Annotated in this window: 21 protein-coding genes, 1 tRNA gene and 1 pseudogene; 11 read left to right on the forward strand and 12 right to left on the reverse strand. The window is 57.3% G+C overall.

The genetic code is table 11. The annotated features are described in order from the left end of the window. The first annotated feature begins 162 nt into the window (after window positions 1-162). On the forward strand, window positions 163-756 hold the full coding sequence (locus tag BFQ00_RS03465; protein WP_065932612.1) for a TetR/AcrR family transcriptional regulator: 594 nt from the start codon (window positions 163-165) through the stop codon (window positions 754-756). Here the strand turns inward: BFQ00_RS03465 and BFQ00_RS28895 are convergent. Then, window positions 638-1,990, reverse strand: coding sequence for a hypothetical protein (locus BFQ00_RS28895; protein ID WP_130184059.1), 1,353 nt, complete (start codon window positions 1,988-1,990; stop codon window positions 638-640). The genes BFQ00_RS03465 and BFQ00_RS28895 overlap by 119 nt on opposite strands. 300 nt (window positions 1,991-2,290) lie before the next feature. Here BFQ00_RS28895 and BFQ00_RS27610 point away from each other — a divergent pair. From BFQ00_RS27610 to BFQ00_RS29785, 3 genes and pseudogenes are all read left to right on the forward strand, one after another. Then, a pseudogene (locus BFQ00_RS27610) lies at window positions 2,291-2,456 on the forward strand (IS5/IS1182 family transposase); the annotation flags it as partial. A gap of 118 nt (window positions 2,457-2,574) precedes the next feature. Then, window positions 2,575-3,717 carry an ATP-binding protein gene (locus tag BFQ00_RS29780; protein WP_207223910.1) on the forward strand — a complete coding sequence of 381 codons (1,143 nt, stop codon included), beginning with the start codon at window positions 2,575-2,577 and terminating at the stop codon, window positions 3,715-3,717. Between the two features lie 139 nt (window positions 3,718-3,856). Beyond that, window positions 3,857-4,591 carry a TOPRIM nucleotidyl transferase/hydrolase domain-containing protein gene (locus BFQ00_RS29785; protein ID WP_207223911.1) on the forward strand — a complete coding sequence of 245 codons (735 nt, stop codon included), beginning with the start codon at window positions 3,857-3,859 and terminating at the stop codon, window positions 4,589-4,591. A gap of 237 nt (window positions 4,592-4,828) precedes the next feature. Here the strand turns inward: BFQ00_RS29785 and BFQ00_RS03480 are convergent, their stop codons facing one another. The 5 genes from BFQ00_RS03480 to BFQ00_RS03500 form a co-directional block, all read right to left on the reverse strand. Continuing rightward, window positions 4,829-5,428 (reverse strand): GIY-YIG nuclease family protein, encoded by a 600-nt coding sequence (locus tag BFQ00_RS03480; protein WP_207223912.1) that lies wholly within the window; start codon window positions 5,426-5,428, stop codon window positions 4,829-4,831. A 185-nt stretch (window positions 5,429-5,613) separates the two neighbouring features. Further along, window positions 5,614-5,889, reverse strand: a complete 276-nt coding sequence (locus BFQ00_RS03485) for a hypothetical protein (RefSeq protein ID WP_065932614.1) — start codon at window positions 5,887-5,889, stop codon at window positions 5,614-5,616. Continuing rightward, the gene (locus BFQ00_RS03490; RefSeq protein ID WP_065932624.1) at window positions 5,882-6,865 is read right to left on the reverse strand and encodes an integrase domain-containing protein; all 984 of its coding nucleotides are present in this window, start codon (window positions 6,863-6,865) and stop codon (window positions 5,882-5,884) included. Before BFQ00_RS03490 ends, BFQ00_RS03485 begins: the two co-directional genes overlap by 8 nt. A 944-nt stretch (window positions 6,866-7,809) precedes the next feature. Continuing rightward, window positions 7,810-8,967, reverse strand: coding sequence for an AAA family ATPase (locus tag BFQ00_RS03495; RefSeq protein ID WP_065883177.1), 1,158 nt, complete (start codon window positions 8,965-8,967; stop codon window positions 7,810-7,812). 190 nt (window positions 8,968-9,157) lie between these two features. Continuing rightward, window positions 9,158-9,233: transfer RNA gene (locus tag BFQ00_RS03500), tRNA-Thr, on the reverse strand. A gap of 331 nt (window positions 9,234-9,564) precedes the next feature. Here BFQ00_RS03500 and bcsQ point away from each other — a divergent pair. After that, the gene (gene bcsQ / locus BFQ00_RS03510) at window positions 9,565-10,464 is read left to right on the forward strand and encodes a cellulose biosynthesis protein BcsQ (protein ID WP_065932616.1); all 900 of its coding nucleotides are present in this window, start codon (window positions 9,565-9,567) and stop codon (window positions 10,462-10,464) included. 241 nt (window positions 10,465-10,705) lie between these two features. Here the strand turns inward: bcsQ and BFQ00_RS03515 are convergent, their stop codons facing one another. The 5 genes from BFQ00_RS03515 to BFQ00_RS03535 all read right to left on the reverse strand — a co-directional run bounded on the left by BFQ00_RS03515 (window position 10,706) and on the right by BFQ00_RS03535 (window position 14,911). Then, window positions 10,706-11,893 carry a methyltransferase gene (locus BFQ00_RS03515; RefSeq protein ID WP_065932617.1) on the reverse strand — a complete coding sequence of 396 codons (1,188 nt, stop codon included), beginning with the start codon at window positions 11,891-11,893 and terminating at the stop codon, window positions 10,706-10,708. Continuing rightward, window positions 11,874-12,563, reverse strand: a complete 690-nt coding sequence (locus tag BFQ00_RS03520; protein ID WP_065883214.1) for an ABC transporter permease — start codon at window positions 12,561-12,563, stop codon at window positions 11,874-11,876. The genes BFQ00_RS03515 and BFQ00_RS03520 overlap by 20 nt, the downstream gene beginning before the upstream one ends. A gap of 38 nt (window positions 12,564-12,601) precedes the next feature. After that, window positions 12,602-13,297: an ABC transporter permease gene (locus BFQ00_RS03525; protein WP_065932618.1), complete on the reverse strand. Its 696-nt coding sequence runs from the start codon at window positions 13,295-13,297 to the stop codon at window positions 12,602-12,604. Window positions 13,298-13,371: 74 nt separating this feature from the next. Beyond that, complete coding sequence (locus tag BFQ00_RS03530; RefSeq protein ID WP_065932619.1) at window positions 13,372-14,124, reverse strand: ABC transporter substrate-binding protein; 753 nt, start codon at window positions 14,122-14,124, stop codon at window positions 13,372-13,374. A gap of 13 nt (window positions 14,125-14,137) precedes the next feature. Continuing rightward, window positions 14,138-14,911 (reverse strand): ABC transporter ATP-binding protein, encoded by a 774-nt coding sequence (locus tag BFQ00_RS03535; protein ID WP_065932620.1) that lies wholly within the window; start codon window positions 14,909-14,911, stop codon window positions 14,138-14,140. A gap of 556 nt (window positions 14,912-15,467) precedes the next feature. On the opposite strand from BFQ00_RS03535, the gene gabP reads away from it, so the two are divergent. Continuing rightward, the gene (gene gabP / locus BFQ00_RS03540; RefSeq protein WP_065883169.1) at window positions 15,468-16,859 is read left to right on the forward strand and encodes a GABA permease; all 1,392 of its coding nucleotides are present in this window, start codon (window positions 15,468-15,470) and stop codon (window positions 16,857-16,859) included. A 145-nt stretch (window positions 16,860-17,004) separates the two neighbouring features. Then, window positions 17,005-17,175, forward strand: a complete 171-nt coding sequence (locus tag BFQ00_RS29570; protein ID WP_165386155.1) for a hypothetical protein — start codon at window positions 17,005-17,007, stop codon at window positions 17,173-17,175. Window positions 17,176-17,500: 325 nt separating this feature from the next. Here the strand turns inward: BFQ00_RS29570 and BFQ00_RS03545 are convergent, their stop codons facing one another. Continuing rightward, window positions 17,501-17,914, reverse strand: coding sequence for a hypothetical protein (locus tag BFQ00_RS03545; protein WP_065884460.1), 414 nt, complete (start codon window positions 17,912-17,914; stop codon window positions 17,501-17,503). A 139-nt stretch (window positions 17,915-18,053) separates the two neighbouring features. On the opposite strand from BFQ00_RS03545, the gene BFQ00_RS03550 reads away from it, so the two are divergent. The 4 genes from BFQ00_RS03550 to BFQ00_RS03565 all read left to right on the forward strand — a co-directional run. Then, window positions 18,054-19,019, forward strand: coding sequence for an arsenic resistance protein (locus tag BFQ00_RS03550; RefSeq protein WP_065932625.1), 966 nt, complete (start codon window positions 18,054-18,056; stop codon window positions 19,017-19,019). 86 nt (window positions 19,020-19,105) lie between these two features. Next, window positions 19,106-20,713, forward strand: coding sequence for a glycosyltransferase family 39 protein (locus BFQ00_RS03555; protein WP_065932621.1), 1,608 nt, complete (start codon window positions 19,106-19,108; stop codon window positions 20,711-20,713). 238 nt (window positions 20,714-20,951) lie between these two features. Further along, window positions 20,952-22,670 (forward strand): ShlB/FhaC/HecB family hemolysin secretion/activation protein, encoded by a 1,719-nt coding sequence (locus BFQ00_RS03560; RefSeq protein WP_065932622.1) that lies wholly within the window; start codon window positions 20,952-20,954, stop codon window positions 22,668-22,670. A gap of 31 nt (window positions 22,671-22,701) precedes the next feature. Then, a partial coding sequence (locus tag BFQ00_RS03565; protein WP_139114960.1) for a two-partner secretion domain-containing protein occupies window positions 22,702-23,078 on the forward strand: 377 nt, incomplete at its 3' end.

Here is a 23,078-nt window from a genome sequence, read left to right on the forward strand (position 1 = left end):
GTCAGCTCTTTGGTCAGGGACGGAGATTTCCGTTCGTTTGGAGGAAGGTCATACCGCTGGTGATTAGGATGATGATCGAAATCTAAACTGTCAACGGTTTTGATTATGAACGACATCTATGTATCATTGGCCAATGCATCCAGCGGTAGAGAGGAATCGAACATGCGCGTATCCAAGGCCCAGGCCCAGGCAAACCGGGAGCACATTGTCGAAACGGCGTCAGTGGTGTTTCGCGAACGCGGCTTTGACGGCGTCGGCGTGGCCGACCTGATGGCCGCCGCCGGCTTCACCCATGGCGGCTTCTACAAACATTTCGGCTCCAAGGCCGACCTGATGGCCGAAGCTTCGGCCAACAGCCTCGCGCAATCCCTGGCCGGCGCTGAACAACTGAGCGTGAAGGACTTCATCGATCTATACGTGTCCAGGGAACATCGCGACGGCCGCGCCACGGGTTGCACCATGGCGGCGTTGTGCGGTGACGCGGCGCGTCAGTCGGGGGAATTGAAATCGGCCTTTGCGCAGGGCATCGAGCACATGTTGCAGACGCTCGGCGAAAAATGCCCGACCGGTTCGGATGAAGCGCCGGAAGAGGCGAGGGGGAAAATGATTGATCTGCTGGCGCGTGCGGTGGGCGCGATTATGTTGTCGCGGGCTTGTCCGGATGATTCGGCGTTGGCGGATGAGATTTTGGAGGTGTGTCGGGCGCGGATGGGTGGGGCGCTGTCAACTCCAGAGAAGGCCGCTCCTCAAAGGTAGCCAGCACTGCTGTTCGCATAGCGTCCCAACTGTTTATGGCATTGGCGAAGTCAGCAATATTCAACAAGCATCGACTTGCTGAGGTTATTTCTTCTTCGGACTCGTAGATGCCTGATGCAAGGATGGCAGGAAAACCCAGGGTGAAATCGTCAGATAAGTTTTGCGTCCAACCCAATAGGTGGTCCAGGTTATCAACCCTGGCCCGCATGTTTTCCTGTAGAGCAGGCAACTGGCGATACAGCTCATGGGGCTGGATATCGACGGTTGCATCGCTGGATACGGCAAGCCAACCATCGAACAAATGCGCCATCTCTTCCATGTGATCGAACGCCTTATGAGCGGTATTTCCGATTGCGTCGCAAGCACCCATGAATAAACGCTTCATGCGGTCGCGCGAATTTCCATCTTCATGCATGAAAGCGGCAGGCGACTGAGGAGTGGCGAAATGCCGTTTCCATTCCGCCACCCAGTGCCTCGGCGATAACGCATCGGCAGCGAAATCGAGATGAGCTAGCAAATCCGCAGCCTTGAGGTGTCCAGTCTCTACCGCCATGACCATCGATTGGAGTGCAGTTTCCAGTGCCACAATGGCTTGGCTTGTCGAGAAGTTATCTTTGACCAGGCTGGCAGCATAGCCGTCCAACTCAAACACAATATCCCGGGATTCATGCAGGAAGTCGTAACCCTGTTCTCGTGGAGAATCAAACTGGTAGTCGCAAAATGGGATGCGCAACCAGTCCGGGCTTTCTTGGGTGTGAATATGGATATCCAATGGAAGGCATCTTCGAGCACCGTTCGAGGCGCACGTCATCCCGACATCACGAAAAACCTGCGCGACGAGCTGTGAGCAGACAATGCCCTCCTGGTCGTTAAACTTTTCAGAGGGGTTGCGAAGGGCAAGCAGCGAGTAGCGCTGGCCAAAATAGTAGTGTGCTCGGAGCAGCAGCTTGTCGCGCTGGTCATCGTCAAGGTATTGAAGCCTCGCGACTGATGACTCGCGGATACTGTACTGATCTCTTATCTCACGCCATGCCCGGATTTCTACACCCTTGCCTGGGGTGGCGTGGATGACGCGGAAAGGGCTGATAACCAATGCGACATGCGTGTACAACGCACGACTGTCTCGCACCAGCGATTGATAGCCGAGGTTGAGGGGGCGACTTTTGCTTGTGCCGCAGAGCAGCAATATGTCACCGGGAGCGGCGGCCCGGCTCAAGGCGGCATCATTACTCATTGGTTTGCGGGTTCTTCATGCCGACGCTACGTAGCAGACTGAAAACGAAGTGTGGACGTTTTTTGGACGTTTTGAAGAAAACGGCTCATTAAAATTTTGAGATTTCCAAACCCCAGAAACCACAAAGCCCCGTATTGCGGGGCTTTGAGATATGGTGCGGCACTAGGAATCGAAAATGATCATAACTATATGATTTCCAATATTTTATTATTTTTACGTGTGGGTCGCTATCTCTAAAAGTACCCTTTGTCACTCTCCCGATGCTTCATAGACGCAAGAAAAGCCAAACTAGGCCTGATTGAGCCAAATTTTGGTTCGCCTCGCTTGTTCGACAAGCCAAAGTACACGAAGCGAAATATCATTGAGCGGATGTTCGGCTGGCTGAAAGACAACCGCCGGATCGGTACTCGCTACGACAAGCTTTTCTGTGATGGTTTCGCTAGCTTATTCGTTGTGGTGCTTATGACAGCTAGTTTCGTACAGAGCCTAGACTCGCCTAGTGTTGCTGGGTATTCTCAGCTATCAGCTTGGGGTTATGGCTCTGCCTCGCGTAACTGGTATGACTGTTATCAAGGAATGAATTCATGAAGCTCGTAAGCGCAACTGTGGGACCCTTTCGCTCGATCAATGAGCCGCAAACAGTATCGATTGATCCGGAAGTAACCGTTCTGGTGGGCATGAACGAGGCTGGGAAAACTGTATTCCTCAAAGCTCTGCACAAAACTAATGATGCTTTGGGTAAAGAGTCTTTTAGTATCACGGACGATTATCCGAGAAAGGATGTTACCGCCTACAGGCGTCGTCATGAAGATGATCCGGATGTCGCAGTTAAGCTGACATATATGCCGAACGCAGCTGAGATCGCTCGGGTCAATAAATTGCTTGGCACAGATATTGTGGAGGGCTTTGAATTTTCGATATCTTATTATTATAGTAACTCGGCAACTATTTCGATTAATGTTCCTGATGGTCCGGCGTTAAAGCGTATGGCGGCTGATGCTGCTCTGAGTGATGCTGTAAAAGATGTTTTCAAGAGTGCGACAAGCATCCGAGCAGCTTCGAAAACGCTGGCGACTCTGGAGTCTCCTAATGATGCTGATAAGGCATTAATGGACTCTATAGTTAAGCGAATAGCCGTAGCAGATAGGAATACTGGCTGGAACCAAATTTCCTCACACGACGCGTATATCAATTTTCAGACGTCTATACCAAAATTTTTGTATTTCAGTGACTACGACCTTCTTCCAGGAAAGCTAAATCTCTTGGACCTCAAGCAGCGAGTAAAGGCTGCTGCTGCGGATCCTGCAAATTCGCACAAGCAGATAGAGCCAAAGCACCAAGCGGTTCTGGCACTGCTGCGGATGGCAGAAGTTGATCTGGATGACTTCGATAGCGGCAAGTCTTACGAGGAGCTGAAATCACAAATTGAAGCCGTCTCTATTAGCTTGACTGATCAGGTTCTCGAGTTCTGGAAGCAGAACGAGGACCTTGAGGTTGAAATAGATATACGTACAGACACTTCTGAAGCAGCCCCATTTAATAACGGTCCTAACATTTACCTCCGGATTAGAAATCGGCGTCATCGTGGGGTTTCAACGCCGTTTGACCAGAGAAGTCGCGGTTTTATTTGGTTTTTCAGCTTCTTGGTGTGGTTTGATAGCGTCCAACATCAGATTGATGCAAGTGGTAAGATCAGCAATAAAGCGCTAGTTCATCCTACTGGATGAGCCTGCCCTTGCGCTCCATGCTCTCGCACAGACGGATTTCCTGAGCTACATCGATCACCTTTCCGAAGACTACCAAGTCATCTATACCACTCATTCGCCATTTATGGTGCACTCCGACAGGCTGCATCAAGTACTGGTTGTGGAAGACAAGCCAAAGGTTGGCACGGTGATTTCCAATAACCTTTCTGGATCTGATCCCCGCACCATTTTCCCCCTTCAGGCAGCGCTTGGTTGGAACCTGGCTCAAAATCTATTTGTAGCGAAATACAATTTGCTCGTTGAAGGTATATCTGAGCTATCAATATTGCAGGCTATGTCTCATATGGTAGAGGCAGCTGGTGGTGTGGGTTTGATCAGTAACGCTACTATCGTACCTGTCGGCGGACTGAGCAATGTGGCTACTTTTGTCTCGCTGTTGGGCGCCAATGGTCTAAATCTCGCCGTGCTGCACGATTACAACGGCAAGCCAGAACAGAAGCTGGAGTCGCTTGTGCAGCAAAAACTGCTCAAGAAAAAATCTGTATTTAACTTTTCCCAGTTTCGTGACTTAGACAAATTTGGTGAAGATAGTATCGCTACCGATGTTGAAGATCTGCTGGATCCTGAAAAATACATAGCCGTTTTTTCTCAGCTCTTCAAAAAGGAGCTTAATGGGAAGGTGGTGATGGAAAGCGATCTCCCGTCAGGTGATCGTATTATTCACCGCATTGAAAAATACCTTTCTGGCAACGGTATCAAGGTTCGTCCATCAGGAGGTTATAACCATTACGCGGTTGCTGCTGCTTTTGTGCTTGGCATCGCAGAAAACTGCACCGAAGACACCGTCACCCGTTTTACGGCGCTGTTCAAAGATATCAATTCCGCACTGAAGTAGTTGAGAAACTCAGCTTGGAAGGAGCCCAAGTTAGGCTACGGTCAGCCGCATTCATGCGTTCGGGTGTGGTTGGCGCTATGTTTGGCTCGAAGCGCGTGCGATCTAGCTATGCGCCTGTGTCCCTGGTGCGCGTTGTGATACTTGATCACGGCTCCGTTTGCCGAAATTGGCATGACGTTGCTTTTTCGTCATGCCAGGTCACGCCTGCGAGATTTAGGTCATTCAGGTCTGTCAGGCTTAATCATCGGCTCTGTGCCTGATCAGGCCGCTAGATGCATCGATGTAGTGATCGTCTCCAAGGTCAATTTCATAGATCTCTTTATTACCTGAAAAATAGCTTCCCTTACCCAAGGATCGAGGCTGCAAAGTTAATGGCTGTAGCCGAGAACTTGAAGAGGTTTGAAAGTAGCGGAAGATATCATCGTCACACCGATAGCGACTCATTTCACCGTGAAGGCTGTTTTCGTACGTCACTGAGGATCCGAATTTTTCTTCAATAAACTGCTCCACCAGCCCAGTCATTTGGTCTGGATTCAGGCGAAAGCATTCACTAGCGTTACCTGTACTCTGGTGAGCGATCCTCTCAAGGCCGCACTGATACTCAAGGTGGTGTAGCAATTTTTCTTCGATTTCGTGGACGTTGCCGCGAACGATGTTGAAAGCAGTGTAGATGCAATAGCTGGGGTTTTGCGAGGATCTGTGGCGAGTGTGTAGTTCATTAGTGGTTTTTCCAACTTTGGACCACTCGAATTTTTCAACATCGCAGCCGATGTATATCCAGTTGCCATTATCGAACATCTCATCTAGATCATCGTTATCGTCGTCATACGGGCTCAATTCTAATCTCCTTAATAGTACAGGTGTAATGCGAGAGTTTCATATGATCACAAGCTGCTTAGATCTGGCTGCGGATCACATCGAATAGTACATCTCATTGGACGAGTTGTTCGACATCCGAGCGGCCCACGTTTAACCATGTTTGCCAATTGCTGTCGGTTGTGATTATCAGGATATGGTCCGACTCATTGATTGAAATCCCATGGCTTCTCTAGGCGTCGAGCGAGCAGCCGGGCTGTCAGCACGTAGTAATACCGCGCTGCCTCACTGCGCTGGCTCATCCGATGTTCGAGAAACCAAATCAGATGCTTCCTCTGCAAGCCCCAAGGCGTCTCTCGCTGCCAACGTTTAGCAATCTCAGCTTGGATAAGCTTTGCTTGCCGCAAATGGCGTTGCTGCGTCGCGTGCGATCCGGTCAGCGCGCCAGCCAAGAACAGTTCCATATCGAAGGGCTTACTCACGTCCGCCCTCCAATGTAGCAGAGACCACATCGATCCGACCGTGCCCCAGTTCATAGCTGATTTGCCTCCGGGCCTCACGATCAAGGCACCGATCTACCTGGTGACATTCACCACCGTTGATGGGGGCGCGGTGCTGGGTGATTTGCTTGTAGCGCTCACACACGTATGCCGCTCGTAGTTCGTGAAAGCCTTTGAGGTTGTGTACATGGAGGGTGTCTCGTGCCGGACGGACGATTTGCTGCAGAACACTTAGGTAGTTTTCGTTTGGAGCAATCAGGTTGCGACTACCCGCAGGCGACACCTGCTGTGCAAACCCAAGCGCGCCCCGAATATACTCGGTCACCGTAATCCAACGGGGTGCCGATGCTCCGGCGCGTCCGCCCTTGGTGCCGTCCTGAATGTTGATCTTGCCTAAGTGTTCAGACTCACGAGTTAACCGTGGCAGATCAGCCAAGATGGCCTCACGCAAGCGCATGCCGGTGGCTCGCGCCAATAGAACAATCGCGGCGGTCCGCAGGTGATGATGGCTGCAAAGCGCGTCGACGATCTGTTTAACTTGTTCGCGGTCTTGACCCTGCGGCAACGAGTGTCGAACCCCGGTGCGCTGCATACCCAGCGCCTTGCTCGGGCTGGGCAATTTCACGTTCTGATCACCGCGAAGCGCAGCCATGGTCCTGTTAACGCTGGACAGCCGGTTTTGTGCGGTGCTGACGGCGAGGCCACCGCGCCCAACCACGTCGCGCAGGTACGCTGAGTAATCCGCCAACACCTCCCGATCAATCTGCCGCGCATCATTGATGCCGGGCCCGTTCTCAGAACGACACCACTTCACAAATGCCTGCCATCGATCACAGTGCGCTTTAACCGTGCCGTAGTGGCCACCGCCGAACAAATCTTTCAGCGCCTGCGGCCCCGCATAGCTCAGTTGCCTGCCGTAGCCAAAATTTCGTGCATCGCGCCTACCCACTAATGCCATATAGGTTCCCTCATCTTCTTTCTCCGATCCTCGCCCCACGTCATCCCGCCAAGAATGTTGAGTGTTATCAGGGATCAAGGCCCCTGCGACCTGTGAGGGTTGTCCACTAACGCGGGACTGGCGGCTCTTTACGACCGGAAGCTTGGGCATCTCATGATCTGGCCTCCTGAGCACTTCCGCAGAAGTGGGCAGGTGGAGGCTGCACTGGCTGACGAGACCGTTGCCGCGAGATCCTGAGTCAGGTGAAGGCAGTGAAGCGATGACCGGGGCATGCCTGACTGTCAGTCAGGTGCAGTCCATTCCGTGGGCTGCGGCACCATCATCTGCATCGCTGTTGCTGGTGACTTCGGTGTTTGTCACGCCAATTGTCACGATGGGGGATGCCGCAAAGCCTTGTACGAGGTGGGCTGCAACAGCGGTAGGAGCGCCCGTCTCTTTCCGGGAGAAAGAGACGGGCGCAGGTTGGCGCAAGGAAATGGCCAAGCGGATAGGTTGCTGCAGGGCAGCTATGAAAGGGGATGAGTTGCCGCAGTGGGCACACTGCTAAAAGTAGGCATCCATCACATCGCTGTGACCGTGCGAGCCGCCGGACGCTAATCGCACTTTGGGAGAACCACCACGGTGTGGCGTAGCCTTAAAGGTTCGGGCTACCTGGGTTGCTGTCAACGACAGCGCCTTGCCCGATCTTTTCTACGCCTGTGGATAATCGGGTTAAGGCTCGAACTTTTGGGAGTTCTGCAGCTGTGGATGGAATTACTCAGCGATGGAAATCTGTGGTTTTCCACAGACAGTTGCGTGGGCTTTAGATTAGGTGAGGTCCATTCAGCATGGCGGCTTTACAGCCCTGCTTGGATGGAGCCTCTTGGACAAGCGGGTCAGCGAGATTTAGAGAACGTACGCTCACTTTGCTGGGGACTAAAGGTGAGAGCTCCACTTTCTTATCCCTACCGCCCCTCAATCAACGCCCGCTCCTCCAACCAAATCTCCTGAACAAACTGATCCGTAATCGCATAAATCCCATGCCCGCGCCGCATGATGATGTTCTCCGCCACCAGCGCAATCACCACGGGTTGAATTTCTTCAACCCGCACTTCGCGACCTACCGTCTTGGAGTATTCCGCCGCCGCATCAGTAGAGAAAATCCCCCGAGCATCGCGTTCCGCAGACGCGATCTTGTTGAAAATCGCCTGAGCCAGGCTGCCCAGCTGTTCGACTTTTTCAAGCTCAATACTCGCTGCTGCCGAGCGTAAGGTGCTGGCGATTACGGGTAGGAAAACATCGGGTTCACCGTCCTGCTGCAAGAGTTGACGCAATGCCTTGAGCATTTCTTCAGGTCGATTGCCTAGGGTATTGAAGGCTTCGACTGCGGCCCCAAGTGAGGGGAGCTTTTCCTTCTTCACCGTCATTGCCAGTCGGTTGAGCAGGAATTCCACGTAGTCGCCCTTTAGCAGCGGGTACGCGGCCGATGTCGCACCGGAAAACGCTTGGTTGCGTTTGGCGGTCAGCTCGCTGACCTGGGCTCTGTGGGAGCCTGTGCCGATAAAGAGGAAGTAGCCCGGCGTATTCGGGCGTGGGTTGATTGCATCACGCGCAGCTTTGAGTGCCAGGAGCAGTTGGTTGCCATCGTCGGAGGAAATGGCATGTTGCACCTCGTCGATGATCAGCACGAGATCGGTCTTCGCTTGGTCGACAACCTCTGTGAGTGCTTGCGCCAATGTGGGGCCGTCGGGGTTGCCGATGCTGTCGAGTTTGAAACCGAACTTGAATCCTGCTGCGCCTAGATCGACATTACTGACGCGCTTGAGCGTTTCCAGGATTGAAGAGCCCGGCGTTTGCAGTTCTTTGAGGGTTTTGTGGATGGCGTTGTGCACGAGCGTCGCCGGGTTGGCCAGCGTGTCGCTCCAGAGGTCGACGTAAATCACCAGGGCGCCTGCTGCTTCCAGAGCGGGGATGAGGTCGCTGCGCAGGAAGGTCGTTTTACCTGTACGGCGCAGGCCGGACAGAAACAGACCCGAGCGCAGACCTTCATCTAATACGCCTGGATTGAGAAGCTGGTTTGCCATCGACTCGGCCAGTTCAGGGCGCTGAAATATGCTGCTCATGCAATTATCCCTTTTTATGGATACGCCATAATTATTGCCAGCACATAATTTAGCATAAAGGATGAAATCTGGAATTGTGGCGCAAAAAGGGGTGATTCGAAGGGACGGGAGGAAGCGGGAAGGGGGGATCGAGGATGAATATCCCAGAAACAACAAAGCCCCTGCATTTCTGCAGGGGCTTCGTCTTATATGGTGCCGGCACCAGGAGTCGAACCCGGGACCTACTGATTACAAGTCAGTTGCTCTACCAACTGAGCTATACCGGCGTGTTAGGGCGACGATTATAGCGACTGAAAAGGTTCTGTAAACCCCTGAATTCTGACTATTTTTGCAAACCCTGTGGTTTTTCGTGATCGCCTTGTTTTTTCCACATTTTCACCGGCTGAAAACCCGCACAGACAAATACACCAAGGAAGGTCATAAAATTGACCATTTACCGTTCATCCAAAATTCCATCGCCTATATCACCAAAATAATGACACTCGCTACTTTGTTGTCACAGAATGCCTCACACAAAGGCGACTGATAATAAGACCTGCGGTAAGTACCCGCGCTTGCCGAGCTTCACGTCTTAGGTTGCGTCGTGAGGAGCAGGTAATGGGGCTTGGCAGAGAAATCCTGGCGTTATTCGGCAAGGACGTCATCCGTGATGCCGACGGCATCAATGCGCGAATGCATTTTTTCGGCACTATCCCTCAAGAATCTCATCAACCTGTCCAGCCGCTGGAGAGCCCTGTGTTGCGTCCAAAAATAGTGGCGCTGGTGTCTATCAATGGCGGTGTGGGTCGCAGCACGCTGGTGACGGCGTTGAGCAGCGGTTTGCAGCGTCATGGGGAGTCGGTGGTGGCGCTGGATCTGGACCCGCAGAATGCCTTGCATCACCACTTTGGCGTCAGTTGCACATTGCCGGGTGTCGGGCGCACCAGCCTGGAGCATGGGCAATGGGCCCCGCTGCAGCAGTTGGGTTTTGCCGGGTGCCGGGTGATTACTTTCGGCGATATCGATGTCCAGCAGCAGGAGAGCCTGGAGCGTTGGCTCAAGCAGGAGCCCGCCTGGCTGGCGCGACGTCTTGGGGCATTGGGCTTGAGCGAGCGGCAGACGGTGATTATCGATACGCCCGCCGGTAATAACGTGTATTTCCATCAAGCGCTGAGCGTTGCCGATGTGGTGTTGGCGGTCGTGCAGCCGGACGCTGCGTGCCTTGTCACGCTGGATCAGCTGGATACGCTGCTCGCGCCGCATCTTGAAGGCCAGTGCCCACCTGCCGTGCACGTGGTGGTTAACCAGGTGGATGAAAGCAGTGCGTTCAGCCTGGACATGGTCGAGACGCTCCAACATCGCCTCGGCAATGAGCCGTTTGAAGTTCACCGCGACGTGGCGATCAACGAGGCGTTGGCCTCTGCGGGAGACCCCTTGGAGTACGTGACGAAGCGGCTCGCCAGTGACGACATCAATGCGCTGTGCCTGCTGCTGAAGGCATCGAAAAAAAACGCGTGAAAGCGCGGTTTATACGGTTTAGCCCAGATGCTTATGCACAATCGGTTAGTAACCGGCGTCACATAACCGCCATTTTGTGGAGGCGTTCTCAACAGGCTGCAACTGCCTGTTTTGTGTGCGTTTTATTTTGTGAACAAAAAATGACCAGGGCTGCTTTTGGTCTGTAGCGCTGATGGTTACAGCCTTCGTAAAGAATTCATCAACAGAGTTATCCACAGGGCGCTGTAGGAATTTTTGCCCCTTAATCGCGCTGGGCCAGCACCATCAAGTTGCGTGGCGTGAGGCTCGGTTCACAGAAGCTGCCCAGCTCGATGTTGTAACCCTGCTCCATCAGGAACAGGGCCCGATCCAGCACCAGCCATAATTCCAACGGGCGACGAAACAGGCCTCTGACCAATTCCAGGTTTCGTACTTCGGCCAGGCGCCGCCAGCCATGGGCTTCCAGCGCCAGCCAATCCTGATCACCTGTGGATAAACCCTTGAGGCTTGCCAGCTCCCGGCAATATTCAGCGAAAGATTTATCCAGCCATTTGACGGGCAGGGAGGGCGTGGGCAGGTAGTCGTCGCATCCGCGCAATTGCCGTTGCAGGCGGTCGAAGCCCAGGCGCCGAGCCATGGAGGTATCGCGTTGCTGGCGTACGCGGTTGCCGGCGGTGACGGTTTCGCTCAGCGGCAGGCCCAGGTCATCGATTGACAGTTGCAGGGCAGAGGCGCGCCCGGTCGCGGACAGCGCTTGATAGCGGTCGGCGTTGATGCGGTTATAGCAGCACGGTGCCAGCGCCAGTTGTTTGCAGCCGGCAGCGCTGGCCAGTTGCAGCATGCGCACGTGAAGGTCGCCACAGGCGTGCAGGGCGACTGGCGTGTGTTCGGAGTTGATCGTTACCTCTGCCATCACGTCTTGCAGGCGATGGGTGACGGGCAAGCCGTGGTGATCGCTCAAGGCTTTGCCTGAGGCAATCAGGGCCGGATCATATTCCAGGCAGGTCAGTTGTTGGCCAGGTTGCAGCAGGCGGCGGCCGAGGTGGCCTTTGCCGGCGCACCAGTCCAGCCAGTGGTTGGGCGTTCCGGCAAAATTCAGGGCGGCGCCGAAGGCTTCGATCTGTTGCCATTTACGCCCCGGAACGTCGACGTTCAGGCGATGGCGGGCGGGTGCAAGCGCGTGGGTCGGCAACTTATCCACAGTGCCCAGGCGCAGCGCCTGAGCCGCCAGTTGTGGAAAAGGCGCGGGCGCCGGCAGGTCGTGGGGATGATTGTGACTGGCTTCGGCGTCGTCCAGCGAGCGCTGGCGCAGCCACTGCGATAACGCGCGATGCTCGGTTTCCCAGGATAATTGCAGGTGGGTGAAGGGCCGTGGTCGCCACAGCCCCTGGTGCTCGATCAGAAACGCATCCAGTGCCTGGAAGCGTGCCTCAACGTCCTTGGCACGCATCGACGCGCAGCCATTTTTCCAGCAATTTGAAACCGCGCACCAGCACATAGGCCATCAGCAGGTAGAACAGCCCGGCCGCGAAGAAGATCTCCACCGGCAGGTAGGTGCGAGCGATGATGGTCCGGGCCATGCCGGTCAGTTCCAGCAAGGTCACGGTACTGGCCAGGGCGCTGGCCTTGAGCATCAGGATCACTTCGTTGCTATAGGCCGGCAGGCCGATTCGCGAGGCGCGGGGCAGGATGATGTAGAACAGCGTCTTGGGCCTGGACATGCCCAGGGCGCGAGCGGCTTCGATCTCGCCTGGGGGAATGGCCTGGATCGCACCGCGCAGGATTTCAGCGATGTAGGCGGCGGTGTGCAGGGTCATGGTAGCGGTGGCACACCAGAACGGATCGCGCAGGTAGGGCCACATGAAGCTGTGGCGCACAGAGTCGAACTGCGCCAGGCCGTAATAGACCAGGAACAACTGCACCAGCAGCGGCGTGCCACGGAAGAAGAAAATGTAGCCATAGGGCAGGGCGCTCACGTACCAGCGGCGCGAAGACCGAGCGATGCCGAGCGGGATCGCCAGCAACAGGCCGGCAATCACGGCGATCGCCACCAGCTCCAGGGTCAGGGTTGCGCCCTGGGCCAATTTGGGCAGCCACTTGATGATCACGGCCCAGTTCAGGCCCAGATCGAAATGCGACAGCCAGCTGTAGTCACCGCTCATTGGGCGCTCCTTGCAAAGCCGCGGGCGGCGCGTTTTTCCAGGAAGTGCATGCTGGCCATGGCCAGTACGGTCAGGCCCAGGTACATGAATGCGGCGACCATGAAGAAGGTGAACGGCTGCTTGGTCACGGTCACGCCGATCTGCGCGTGGCGCATGATTTCTTCCAGGCCGATCACTGACACCAGTGCAGTGTCCTTCATCAGGATCATGAACAGGTTGCCCAGGCCCGGCAGGGCGATGCGCCACATCTGCGGCATGATCAGTCGCGTGAAAATCCGGAATTTCGACAGCCCCAATGCCACACCGGCTTCGCGGTGGCCCTTGGGAATGGCGAGGATCGCGCCACGGAACACTTCCGTGGCGTAGGCGCCAAAGCACAGGCCCAGGGCGATGACTCCGGCGGCAAAGGCGCTCAGGGAAAGGTCGGGGTTACCAAAAAACTCCCCGAGGGCACGCATCAGGTTGACGGTGCCGAAATAAATCAGCAGCACCCACAGCAATTCGGGAATGCCGCGAACGATGGTCGAATAAGCACCGCCCAGCCATTGCAACGGCTTGTACGGTGAAGTCTTGGCCAGGGCGCCGGCCAGACCCAGCACCAGCCCCAGGCACAGGGCCGTGAGCGCCAGTTTGACGGTCATCAGCGCGCCGGCGGCAAGCGCCGGGCCGAATCCGTAGAGATCGAAATTCATGGTGTTTTCATATCGCGGCAGGCATTGCTGAAAGCCGACGCGCTCAGGTGAGCGCGCCGGGCAGGCCGTTCAGATCATTCGATGCTGAACGGGAAGTACTTGTCGTTGATCTTCTTGTAGGTGCCGTCTGCCTTGATCTCTGCCAGGGCTTTGTTCAGGCGCTCGCGCAGCGGGTCGCCCTTGCGTACGGCGATGCCGATCTTGTCGCTCTCTACAACCGGGTCGCCCTTGAATTCATAGGCCGAACCGCCTTTGCTCTTGAGCCATTCGTACTGCACGTACTTGTCGGCCAGGATGCCGTCGAGGCGGCCGGACGTCAGGTCGAGGTAGGCGTTTTCCTGGGTGTCATACAGCTTGGCCTCGGTGTCGGGCAGCTTGTCTTCCAGGTAGGTACCGGCCAGCGTTGCGCGTTGTGCACCGATCACCTTGCCCTTGAGGTAGGCGGCGTCGGTCTTGAAATCCGCCGTGGCTTTGGGCGCAATGAACTGCAGCTTGTTGGAGTAGTACGGGTCGGTAAAGTCGACGGCCTGCTTGCGCTCATCGGTGATGGACAGCGAGGACACCAGGAAGTCGAACTTCTTGGCGTTCAGGGCCGGGATGATGCCGTCCCAGTCGGACACATACACTTCGCACTTCTCGACTTTCATCTTGGCGCACAGGGCGTCGCCGATGTCCTTGTCGAAACCGACGACATTACCGCTGGCGTCTTTATTGTTGAAGGGCGGGTAGGCCGCTTCGATCCCCATCTTCAAGGTTTCCGCCATGGCCGTGGCGCTGAACGCCATCGAGACGGCCGCGGCCAGAAGGAATTTTTTATAGGTCTGCATGCATGTTGCTCCGTTAGCGGTTGCTGGACATGAATTGTTTGCAGCGCGCCGAAAGCGGGTTGTCGAACACCTGCTGTGGCGATCCTTGCTCTTCGACCAGGCCCTGGTGCAGGAACACCACTTCGCTGGACACTTGGCGGGCGAAGCCCATTTCGTGGGTGACCAGCAGCATGGTGCGGCCTTCTTCGGCCAGCGCGCGGATCACATTAAGTACTTCCTGGACCATTTCCGGGTCAAGCGCCGACGTTGGCTCATCGAACAGAATGACTTTAGGCTGCATGGCCAACGTCCGCGCAATGGCGGCGCGTTGTTGCTGGCCACCGGACAGTTGCGCCGGGTAGGCGTGACGCTTGTCAGCGATGCCGACCTTGGCCAGCAAGGCCTCGGCCACTTCTATTGCCTCGGCCTTGCTCTGGCCGAGTACACGGCGAGGCGCCTCGATGATGTTGTCGAGGATGCTCATGTGCGGCCACAGGTTAAAGTTTTGAAACACAAAACCGATTTCGCTGCGCAGGCGGTTGATCTGCTTGCCGTCGGCAGCAAACAATTCGCCGTTTTTCGCGGCCTTGAGCTTGAGTTCTTCACCGGCCACCAGGATCTGCCCCTGGTGCGGGTTTTCGAGCAGGTTGATACAGCGCAGGAAGGTGGACTTGCCGGAGCCGGAGGAACCCAGGATCGAGATCACATCGCCGTCGCGAGCGGTCAGCGAGATACCTTTGAGTACCTCCAGCTCACCATAGCGTTTATGCAAGTTGCGGATTTCAAGCGCGGGCGTGGCCTCGGCCATGTGCGGTCCTCATTGTGTTCGTTGCGATCTTCGCTGTTGGGCCGCCTTCCTGGCGAGGCGCCAAGCTAGCATAGCGTTTGGATGACAGCCAACAGCGCTGCGGACGGTTAACGGGTGGTCTGCGGCAGGGTGTCGCATCGGCACAGCGGCGTGTCGCGCCATCTACAACCGAACAGACGTTTGAACCCGGAGCATCTACAGGCTTCGCGTAAAAAAGGGCGCGATGGTGCCAGCTTTGGGCAGGTGTTGGAAGGGTTAACCGGGCAAACGGCGCTTATCAGCGCTTTAATGGAGCGTCACGCACTTTCTGTGTGTGTTTTTGGTGCACCTGTCCGTCTGCAAGGTGAGTCGCACGGTAACGCTATAGCGGAATGCCATTGTTCTCAAAGACTTGCGATCACTACTGAATTTTCCTACAGCCCACGTCAACTGTGCCTTTGTTACATTTTGGCGCAAATCTTGCGTAAAAAATAAAGAACGCCCTGTTGGTTTCTTTTCACGAGAAAGACCGCAGGCCCGGCGAACCGTTTTCGCAATTCCTCGCAAAGGTGTGTCAATGAGTAGTACGCAAAGCTCCAATGACCTCGAACAGGGGCTCAAACCGCGGCATGTCACCATGCTGTCGATTGCCGGTGTTATCGGTGCCGGTTTGTTTGTCGGCTCCGGCCACGCGATTGCTGCCGCCGGCCCGGCCGTACTGCTGGCCTATGCGGCTGCCGGTACGCTGGTTGTACTGGTGATGCGCATGCTTGCCGAGATGGCGGTTGCGTCGCCGGACACCGGCTCATTCTCGACTTACGCCGACCGTGCAATCGGCCACTGGGCCGGGTTCACTATCGGCTGGTTGTACTGGTGGTTCTGGGTGCTGGTGATTCCGCTGGAAGCCAACGCGGCGGCGACCATCCTGCATGCCTGGTTCCCCGACGTGGCGATCTGGGCCTTTACCCTGATCATTACCTTGCTGCTGACCGCGACCAACCTGTTCAGTGTGAAGAACTACGGTGAGTTCGAGTTCTGGTTCGCGCTGATCAAGGTCGTGGCGATCGTGGGCTTCGTTATCCTCGGCCTGGCGGCGATTTTCGGCTTGCTGCCCACCAGCCAGGTCAGCGGTGTATCGCACCTGTTCGACACCCAGGGCTTTATGCCGAACGGCATGGGCGCGGTGCTGGCGGCGATTCTGACCACCATGTTCTCGTTCATGGGCACTGAGATCGTCACCATTGCCGCCGCGGAGTCGAAGAATCCCGGCCAGCAAATCACCAAGGCCACCAACTCGGTGATCTGGCGGATTGGTTTGTTCTATCTCTTGTCGATCTTCATCGTCGTGTCCCTGGTGCCGTGGAATGATCCGACACTGGCTGCAGTGGGTTCCTACCAGACCGTGCTCGAGCGCATGGGCATCCCGAACGCCAAGCTGATCGTCGACCTGGTGGTATTGGTTGCCGTGACCAGTTGCCTCAACTCGGCGCTGTACACCGCCTCGCGCATGCTGTTCTCCCTGGGCCGTCGTGGTGACGCCCCGGCTGTGGCCAAGCGCACCAATAAAAGCGGTACGCCTTACTGGGCGGTGCTGCTGTCCACCGGCGCTGCGTTCCTGGCGGTATTTGCCAACTATGTGGCACCGGCGGCGGTCTTTGAATTCCTGCTGGCCAGTTCCGGCGCCATTGCCCTGCTGGTGTACCTGGTGATCGCAGTGTCGCAACTGCGCATGCGTCAGAAGCGTGCGGCGGCGGGTGAGAAGATTGTCTTCAAGATGTGGCTGTTCCCGGGCCTGACCTACGCGGTGATGGTGTTTATCGTGGGTACATTGACCATCATGCTGTTCCAGGAAGCCCATCGGGTCGAAATCATCGCGACGGGCATTCTGAGCTTGCTGGTGGTGTTGGCGGGGCTGTTTGTAGCCAGTCGTCGCAAGGCCCAGAGAGCCGGCGCTCCCGTACTGAACTGACAAAATGTAGATCAAAATGTGGGAGGGGGCTTGCCCCCGATAGCGGGGGGTCAGTTACAAATAAGTGACTGACCCACTGCCATCGGGGGCAAGCCCCCTCCCACATTTGATATGCGTCAGTCTGCTGAATTCGTCAGGGCTTGGGATGCGGCGATTCGATCTACGCCAATGTACGGCGGCGGGTGAGCTGTTCCAGGAAGCCCGTTGGGTCGAAATCATCGCGACGGGCGTTCTGAGCTTGCTGGTGGTGTTGGCGGGGCTGTTTGTTGCCAGTCGTCGCAAAGCCCAGAGAGCCGGCGCTCCCGTACTGAACTGACAAAAATGCAGATCAAAATGTGGGAGGGGGCTTGCCCCCGATAGCGGGGGGTCAGTTAACAAATAAGTGACTGACACACTGCCATCGGGGGCAAGCCCCCTCCCACATTTGATATGCGTCAGTCTGCTGAATTCGTCAGGGCTTGGGATGCGGCGATTCGATCCACGCCAATGTACGGCAGCGGGTGAACTGTGCCAGGAAGCTCATCGCGACGGGCATTCTGAGCTTGCTGGTGGTGTTGGCGGGGCTGTTTGTAGCCAGTCGTCGCAAGGCCCAGAGAGCCGGCGCTCCTGTACTGAACTGACAAAATGCAGATCAAAATGTGTCAGTCTGCTGAGTTTGCCAGCGCTTGGGATGCGGCGACGTAGTCCGCCTGGAACTGCGGCGATTCGATCCATGCCAATGCGGCTGCCTCGTCATCGCTGTCAGTGGCCCATTGCCGATATTCAATCAGCGCGGCCAGGATAAAGTCGGTCGCTTCCTCTTCGCCTTCCTGTTCCAGCACCAGCGCCAGCAGCGGGTGCGCCAGGAATACCGCACACAGCGCCTGCTGGCTGGTTTCGCCCGCCGTGCGCATCTCCACGAACAGCTCGGTCAAGTCCACCGACTCAAGGTCGATACGGCTGTCGTCGCCGGCGAACGCATCCGGCTTGGTGGCGACGGCGCGCTGGGTACGGTTTTGCTTGGCCTTGGTTTTTGCCCGCTGGGCGCGTTTTTGCTGCTTGTTTGGCGAGGCCATGGGCGTCACGTCCTTGGGTTGGGGCAGGTATTGAAGCGCAGGTTGGGGGAAATCCCAAGCAGGTTTGCTCGCTCATCCAACTCGACCGCCAGGCAATAGATGAATAGGCTTGGCCTTCGCCACCTGCCAGAGCGTCTTCATGACCCGCGACACCCTTGAGCACACTCAGATTCCCCTCTATTTTGCTGCCACCCTGCTGGCCGCGCTCTGTGGTGCATTTGCGCCGTCCTTTGCTCAGGGGCTTGGCGTACTGGTCACGCCCGCCATCGCGGTACTGATGTACGCGATGTTCCTGCAAATCCCTTTTCTCGACCTGCGCCGTGGCTGGGGCAGCCGGCGCTTTATGCTGGCGTTGTTGCTGGCCAATTTCATCCTGGTGCCCTTGCTGGTATGGGCGCTGACCCGTGGCCTGTTGGAGCACCCTGCGCTGTTGGTGGGCGCGTTGCTGGTATTGCTGACGCCGTGTATCGATTACGTGGTGGTGTTTACCCACATCGGCAAAGGTGATTCGCGGTTGATGCTGGCGGCCACGCCGTTACTGTTACTGGTGCAATTGGCACTGCTGCCGGTGTATCTGGGTTTGATGCTGGGAGCGCACTCGGAGGTGGTGATCGCGGTCGCGCCGTTTATCGAAGCGTTCCTGTTATTGATCGCGTTGCCTATGCTGCTGGCCGCGTTGACGGCCTTTTTCGCGCGACGATCATTGCTGATCAACCGGTGGAACAGCGCCTGGGCCTGGTTGCCGGTGCCGGCGATGGCCCTCGTGCTGTTTGTGGTGATCGGGTCGCAGATCACATCAGTGATTCGGGATATCCGCCTGCTTGTGCCGGTGCTGCCCATCTACGCAGGCTTTGCGCTGCTGGCGCCGCTGATGGGGATGTTGGCCGCACGGCTGTTCGCACTGCCGGCGGCAACGGCACGTGCGGTGACGTTCAGCGCATCCACCCGCAATTCCCTGGTGGTGTTGCCCCTGGCGCTGGCGTTGCCTGACGGTGTGCGCGGTTTGGCCGCGACGGCGGTGATCCTGCAAACATTGGTCGAACTGGTTGCGCAGTTGATCTACATCCGCCTGATCCCGGCCCTGGTATGGCGCGCCAGTCGGTAATGCATGAATGTGCAGGTTCGTTCAGACGCTGTTCAGGGGGGCGGTCGGCACCATAAGCCCGCGCTTCCCACCTGACAGGTCACCCGATGGATCATCACAACCGCTTTCGCCTGGAGTCACTGGGCATCTTTCTGCTCGCCTTGTTGCTGTTCACCCTGGGTATCTGGGATCAGCAGCCTCAGGGCTTCGACGGACGATGGGCGTTGTTCCTGCAGGAAATGTTTCGCCACGGCGCGAGTCTTTTCCCTACCACCTACGGCCAGCCGTACGCGGATTACCCCGGCACTGCGACGTTCTTCAGTTTTGTCTTTGCCCGGCTGTTTGACGCACCGAACCATCTGGCGAACGTGCTGCCCACCGCGCTCGCTTCGGCGGGGGTAGTTGCCCTGATCTATCGCCTGCTCGCACCGGCCAGCCGGCCTTGGGCATTACTGACGGTGCTGCTGACACTGCTCACCACCCAACTGCTCGAAAAGTCGCGCTCGGTGTGCCTGGACCAGATGGTCGCGCTGCTGTGCGTCGGCAGTTTCTACCTGCTGCACAGTGGCGAGCGGTTGGGCTCACGGTTCAGGCACCTCGCGGTTTTCCCCTTGTTTGTCTTGGCCTTCGCGATTCGTGGGCCGCTGGGGTTGATCGAGGTGTGTGGCGTGACATGTGTGTACTGGGCGCTGGGCCGGCCGGGGGAGCGGGTCAGGCAGGTGCTGGTTCACGGCGTGGTCGGCTTGGTGATGCTGGCGGTGTGCTGGTGGGTGCTGATGAAACTCGCCCGAATCAGCGGGGGCGATGCCTTTGCCGATGAGGTGTTCAAGATGCAGGTCGGCGGGCGGCTGGATGAGTCCGGCGAGCCGTTTTACTTCTACTTCCAGCTGAGTTTGTACCGGTACTTCCCGGTGGTGCCGTTGGCCCTGGCGACGTTGATCGCACTGCGTCATCGTTGGGCGCAGCGTTGGGCCAATGAGGATGTGCAGTTGCTGATGCGCCTCGGCGCGTGCGGCTTGATGATTTTGCTCGGCCTGTCAGTACCGCACTTCAAGCGTGCCTATTACATCCTGCCCATGGTGCCGATGTTTGCCGCTGTGGCGGCCTATGGGCTGCTTCAGGCGCAAGGCTGGCTCGTTGGCGTGCGCCGCTGCTACGAGGGGCTCGTCGTCGCGCTGCCGGCGCTGTGCGTGGTGGTGCTGTTTGCGTGTCGGTATGCCTGGCACAAGCACGGCTATTGGCCTGATGTTTCGATGCCGCTATTGATCGGCGCTCTCGTACTGATGCAAGTGGCGGCGCTGGTGGCGTGGCGTCGGGCCGGGCGGTTGGTGTGGCTGAGCATGATCGCCCTGGCGGCGCAGTGGTTGCTACTGGTCACCGTCATCGAGCCGGCCAAGGATCTTCAGTTCGATACGCGGGAGTTTGTCAGCCAGGTGGAGGCGTTGCGGGATGCGCAGGCGGGCCCTCTGGTATTTGTCGACCTCGGCCGGGACACCTGGGCGGTGCGCTATATGATGAACCTGGACCACGATGAACAGCCGTTTTTCGTCGGGCGTAACGAGCTGGAAAAGCTCGCCACATTGCCCCGGCCATCCTGGGTGATTGTGGCGCGCAAGGACGCGGCGCTGTTGAAGGACTCGCCGGTCGAGCCGTTGGCGCCGAGCTTTCAGGGGCGGTTGAATGACAATGCGTTGATGGTGTTTCTGCTCAACTGAGAAGCCCTTTTTAGAAAGCATCTGAGGCGACGCTCGGCGCGTTACCGTTACTCATCAGTTAGATCATTGCTACCGTCTATCGGAATCGCCAGGCAAGATACGGATATTTAATAAAATTTAATTTAAAAATCAGTCGGTTAGTTGTTTTTAAGGCGTCTACCGATAAAGCAGTCGGGATATTGGCATGACGCATGCTTCGATGTTAATTTGCCGCCCTTTGTAAATCGACGGATCGAACATGTACTTGCTCCTGCCATGGACTCGGCTGCTGGGCGTCTGCCTGCTGACTTTCTTCACGCTGAACAGCGCATTCGCCGCCCCCACGCCCGGGGACCAGGACCTGATCCGCGATCGGCAAAACCGCCTGCTCGAAGAGCAACAGCGGCGCCTCCAGGAACTTCAAGACCTGCCCGGCAAAGCGGCCAAACCCGAGGCGCCCACCGCGCCCGCCGACACCCGTTGCTTCCCGATCAAAGACATCGAACTCAAAGGCGCCGACAGCCTGCCGGCCTCCGAGCGCGAGCGCCTGCTCAAGCCCTACGTCGGCCAATGCCTGGGCGTGTCCCAGCTCAACGACCTGCTCAAGGCCATCACCGACTACTACCTCGGCAAAGGCCGCGTCACCAGCCGCGCCTACCTGCCGCAGCAGGACCTCTCCACCGGCCACCTGCAAGTGCTGGTGGTGGAAGGCAAGCTCGAAGCCTTGCGCAGCGCCGAAGGCAGCACCGTGACCGAACGCGAACTGGCCATGGCGTTTCCCGGCAAGGTCGGCGAAGCGCTGAACCTGCGTGAAATCGAGCAACTGGTGGACCAGCTCAACCGCCTGCCGTCCAAACAGGCGCAAATGGAACTGACCCCCGGCAAGCAAGTCGGCGGCAGCGACGTAGTGGTCAAGAACACCGCGCAAAAGCCCTGGCGCGCCAGCCTGTCGCGCAATAACGACGGCCAGAAAAGCACCGGCGAACAGCAATGGGGCGCCGGCCTTGAATGGGACAGCCCGCTGGGCCTGGGTGACCAGTTGATTCTGCGCGGCGGCCACGACGCCATCAGCGACCACCAGAAAACCTCGAAAAACACCATGCTCTACTACAACGTGCCGTGGGGCTGGTGGAACTTCAGTTACACCTACAGCGAGAGCGACTACCGCACCTTCGGCGTGACCGATGACTTCAAATACAAGCAGGACGGCGACAACCAGAACCACCAACTGCGCGCCGAACGGGTCATCCACCGCGATGACGTGAGCAAGACCTCGGTCAACGTCGGCCTGGCGCACCTGCGCACCAACAACTACATCCTCGACGTGCGCACCCCGCCCAGCAGCAACCGCCTCAGCGAACTGCAACTGGGCGTCAACCACGGTCGGCGTATCGGCACGGCCTTCGTCAACCTGGACCTGGGCATGCAAAACGGCATCGGCCTGCTCGACGCCCAGTCCCAGGAAGAGCGCGACGCCTTCGGTCGCCGCCAGCCGAACTCGCGCTACCGCAAATACACCGCCACCGTCAGCTACCTGCAACCGTTCAGCCTGTGGGGCGAGTCGTTCAGCTTCAGCAGCCTGGCCACCGGCCAACGCAGTGAAGACCCGCTGTTCTCGCCCCAGCGCATGAGCCTCGGCGGCTCGGCTTCGGTGCGCGGTTTCAAGGACCAGTTGCTGACCGGCGACAGCGGCGGCTACTGGCGCAACGAAGTGCGCTGGGCGCGCCCGGTGACCCTCGACTGGATGCGCCCGGCCTTCTTCGAATACGGCGCCAGCGTCGGCTACGACCAGGGCGTGATCCGCAACGACCGCTACAACGACAACGTTCATGGCCGCGTGTCCAGCAACTCCCTGGAGCTGTTCGCCCGTGGCAAGAACGTCAGCACCAGCGTGACCTTTGCCCACTCGCTGGAAAGACCCGGCGTCGTCACCGAGCGCGAAGCGCCGATCTACTTCCGCCTGGATTTCTTCCTGTAATTCAACGTTGCGCCGCAGCGAGAAACTGAAAATGGACGTTCGACAATTTGCCTTCCTGGCCCGCCAACCTTCCGCCGCCCTGAAGCCGCGAAACGCGTTCTTCGGTTTGCCCAAGCGCGGGCTGGCGCTGATTCTCGCCAATGCGCTGTTCTGGCAGCCGCTGCTGGCCCAGGCCGAGGGCATTGTGGTCAGTGCGCCGGGTACCACGGTGGGCGCGGCGGGCAATGGCGTGCCGGTGGTGAACATCGCCACGCCCAACGGCGCGGGCCTGTCCCATAACCAGTTCCAGCAGTACAACGTCGGTCCCAACGGCGTGATTCTCAACAACGCCAACGGCGCGCTGCAAAACACCCAACTGGGCGGGATCATTGTCGGCAACCCCAACCTCAAGGGCGGCGCGGCCAGCGT

This window comes from Pseudomonas sp. 28 E 9, assembly GCF_900004785.1.
GTDB classification, from domain to species: Bacteria; Pseudomonadota; Gammaproteobacteria; order Pseudomonadales; family Pseudomonadaceae; genus Aquipseudomonas; species Aquipseudomonas orientalis_A.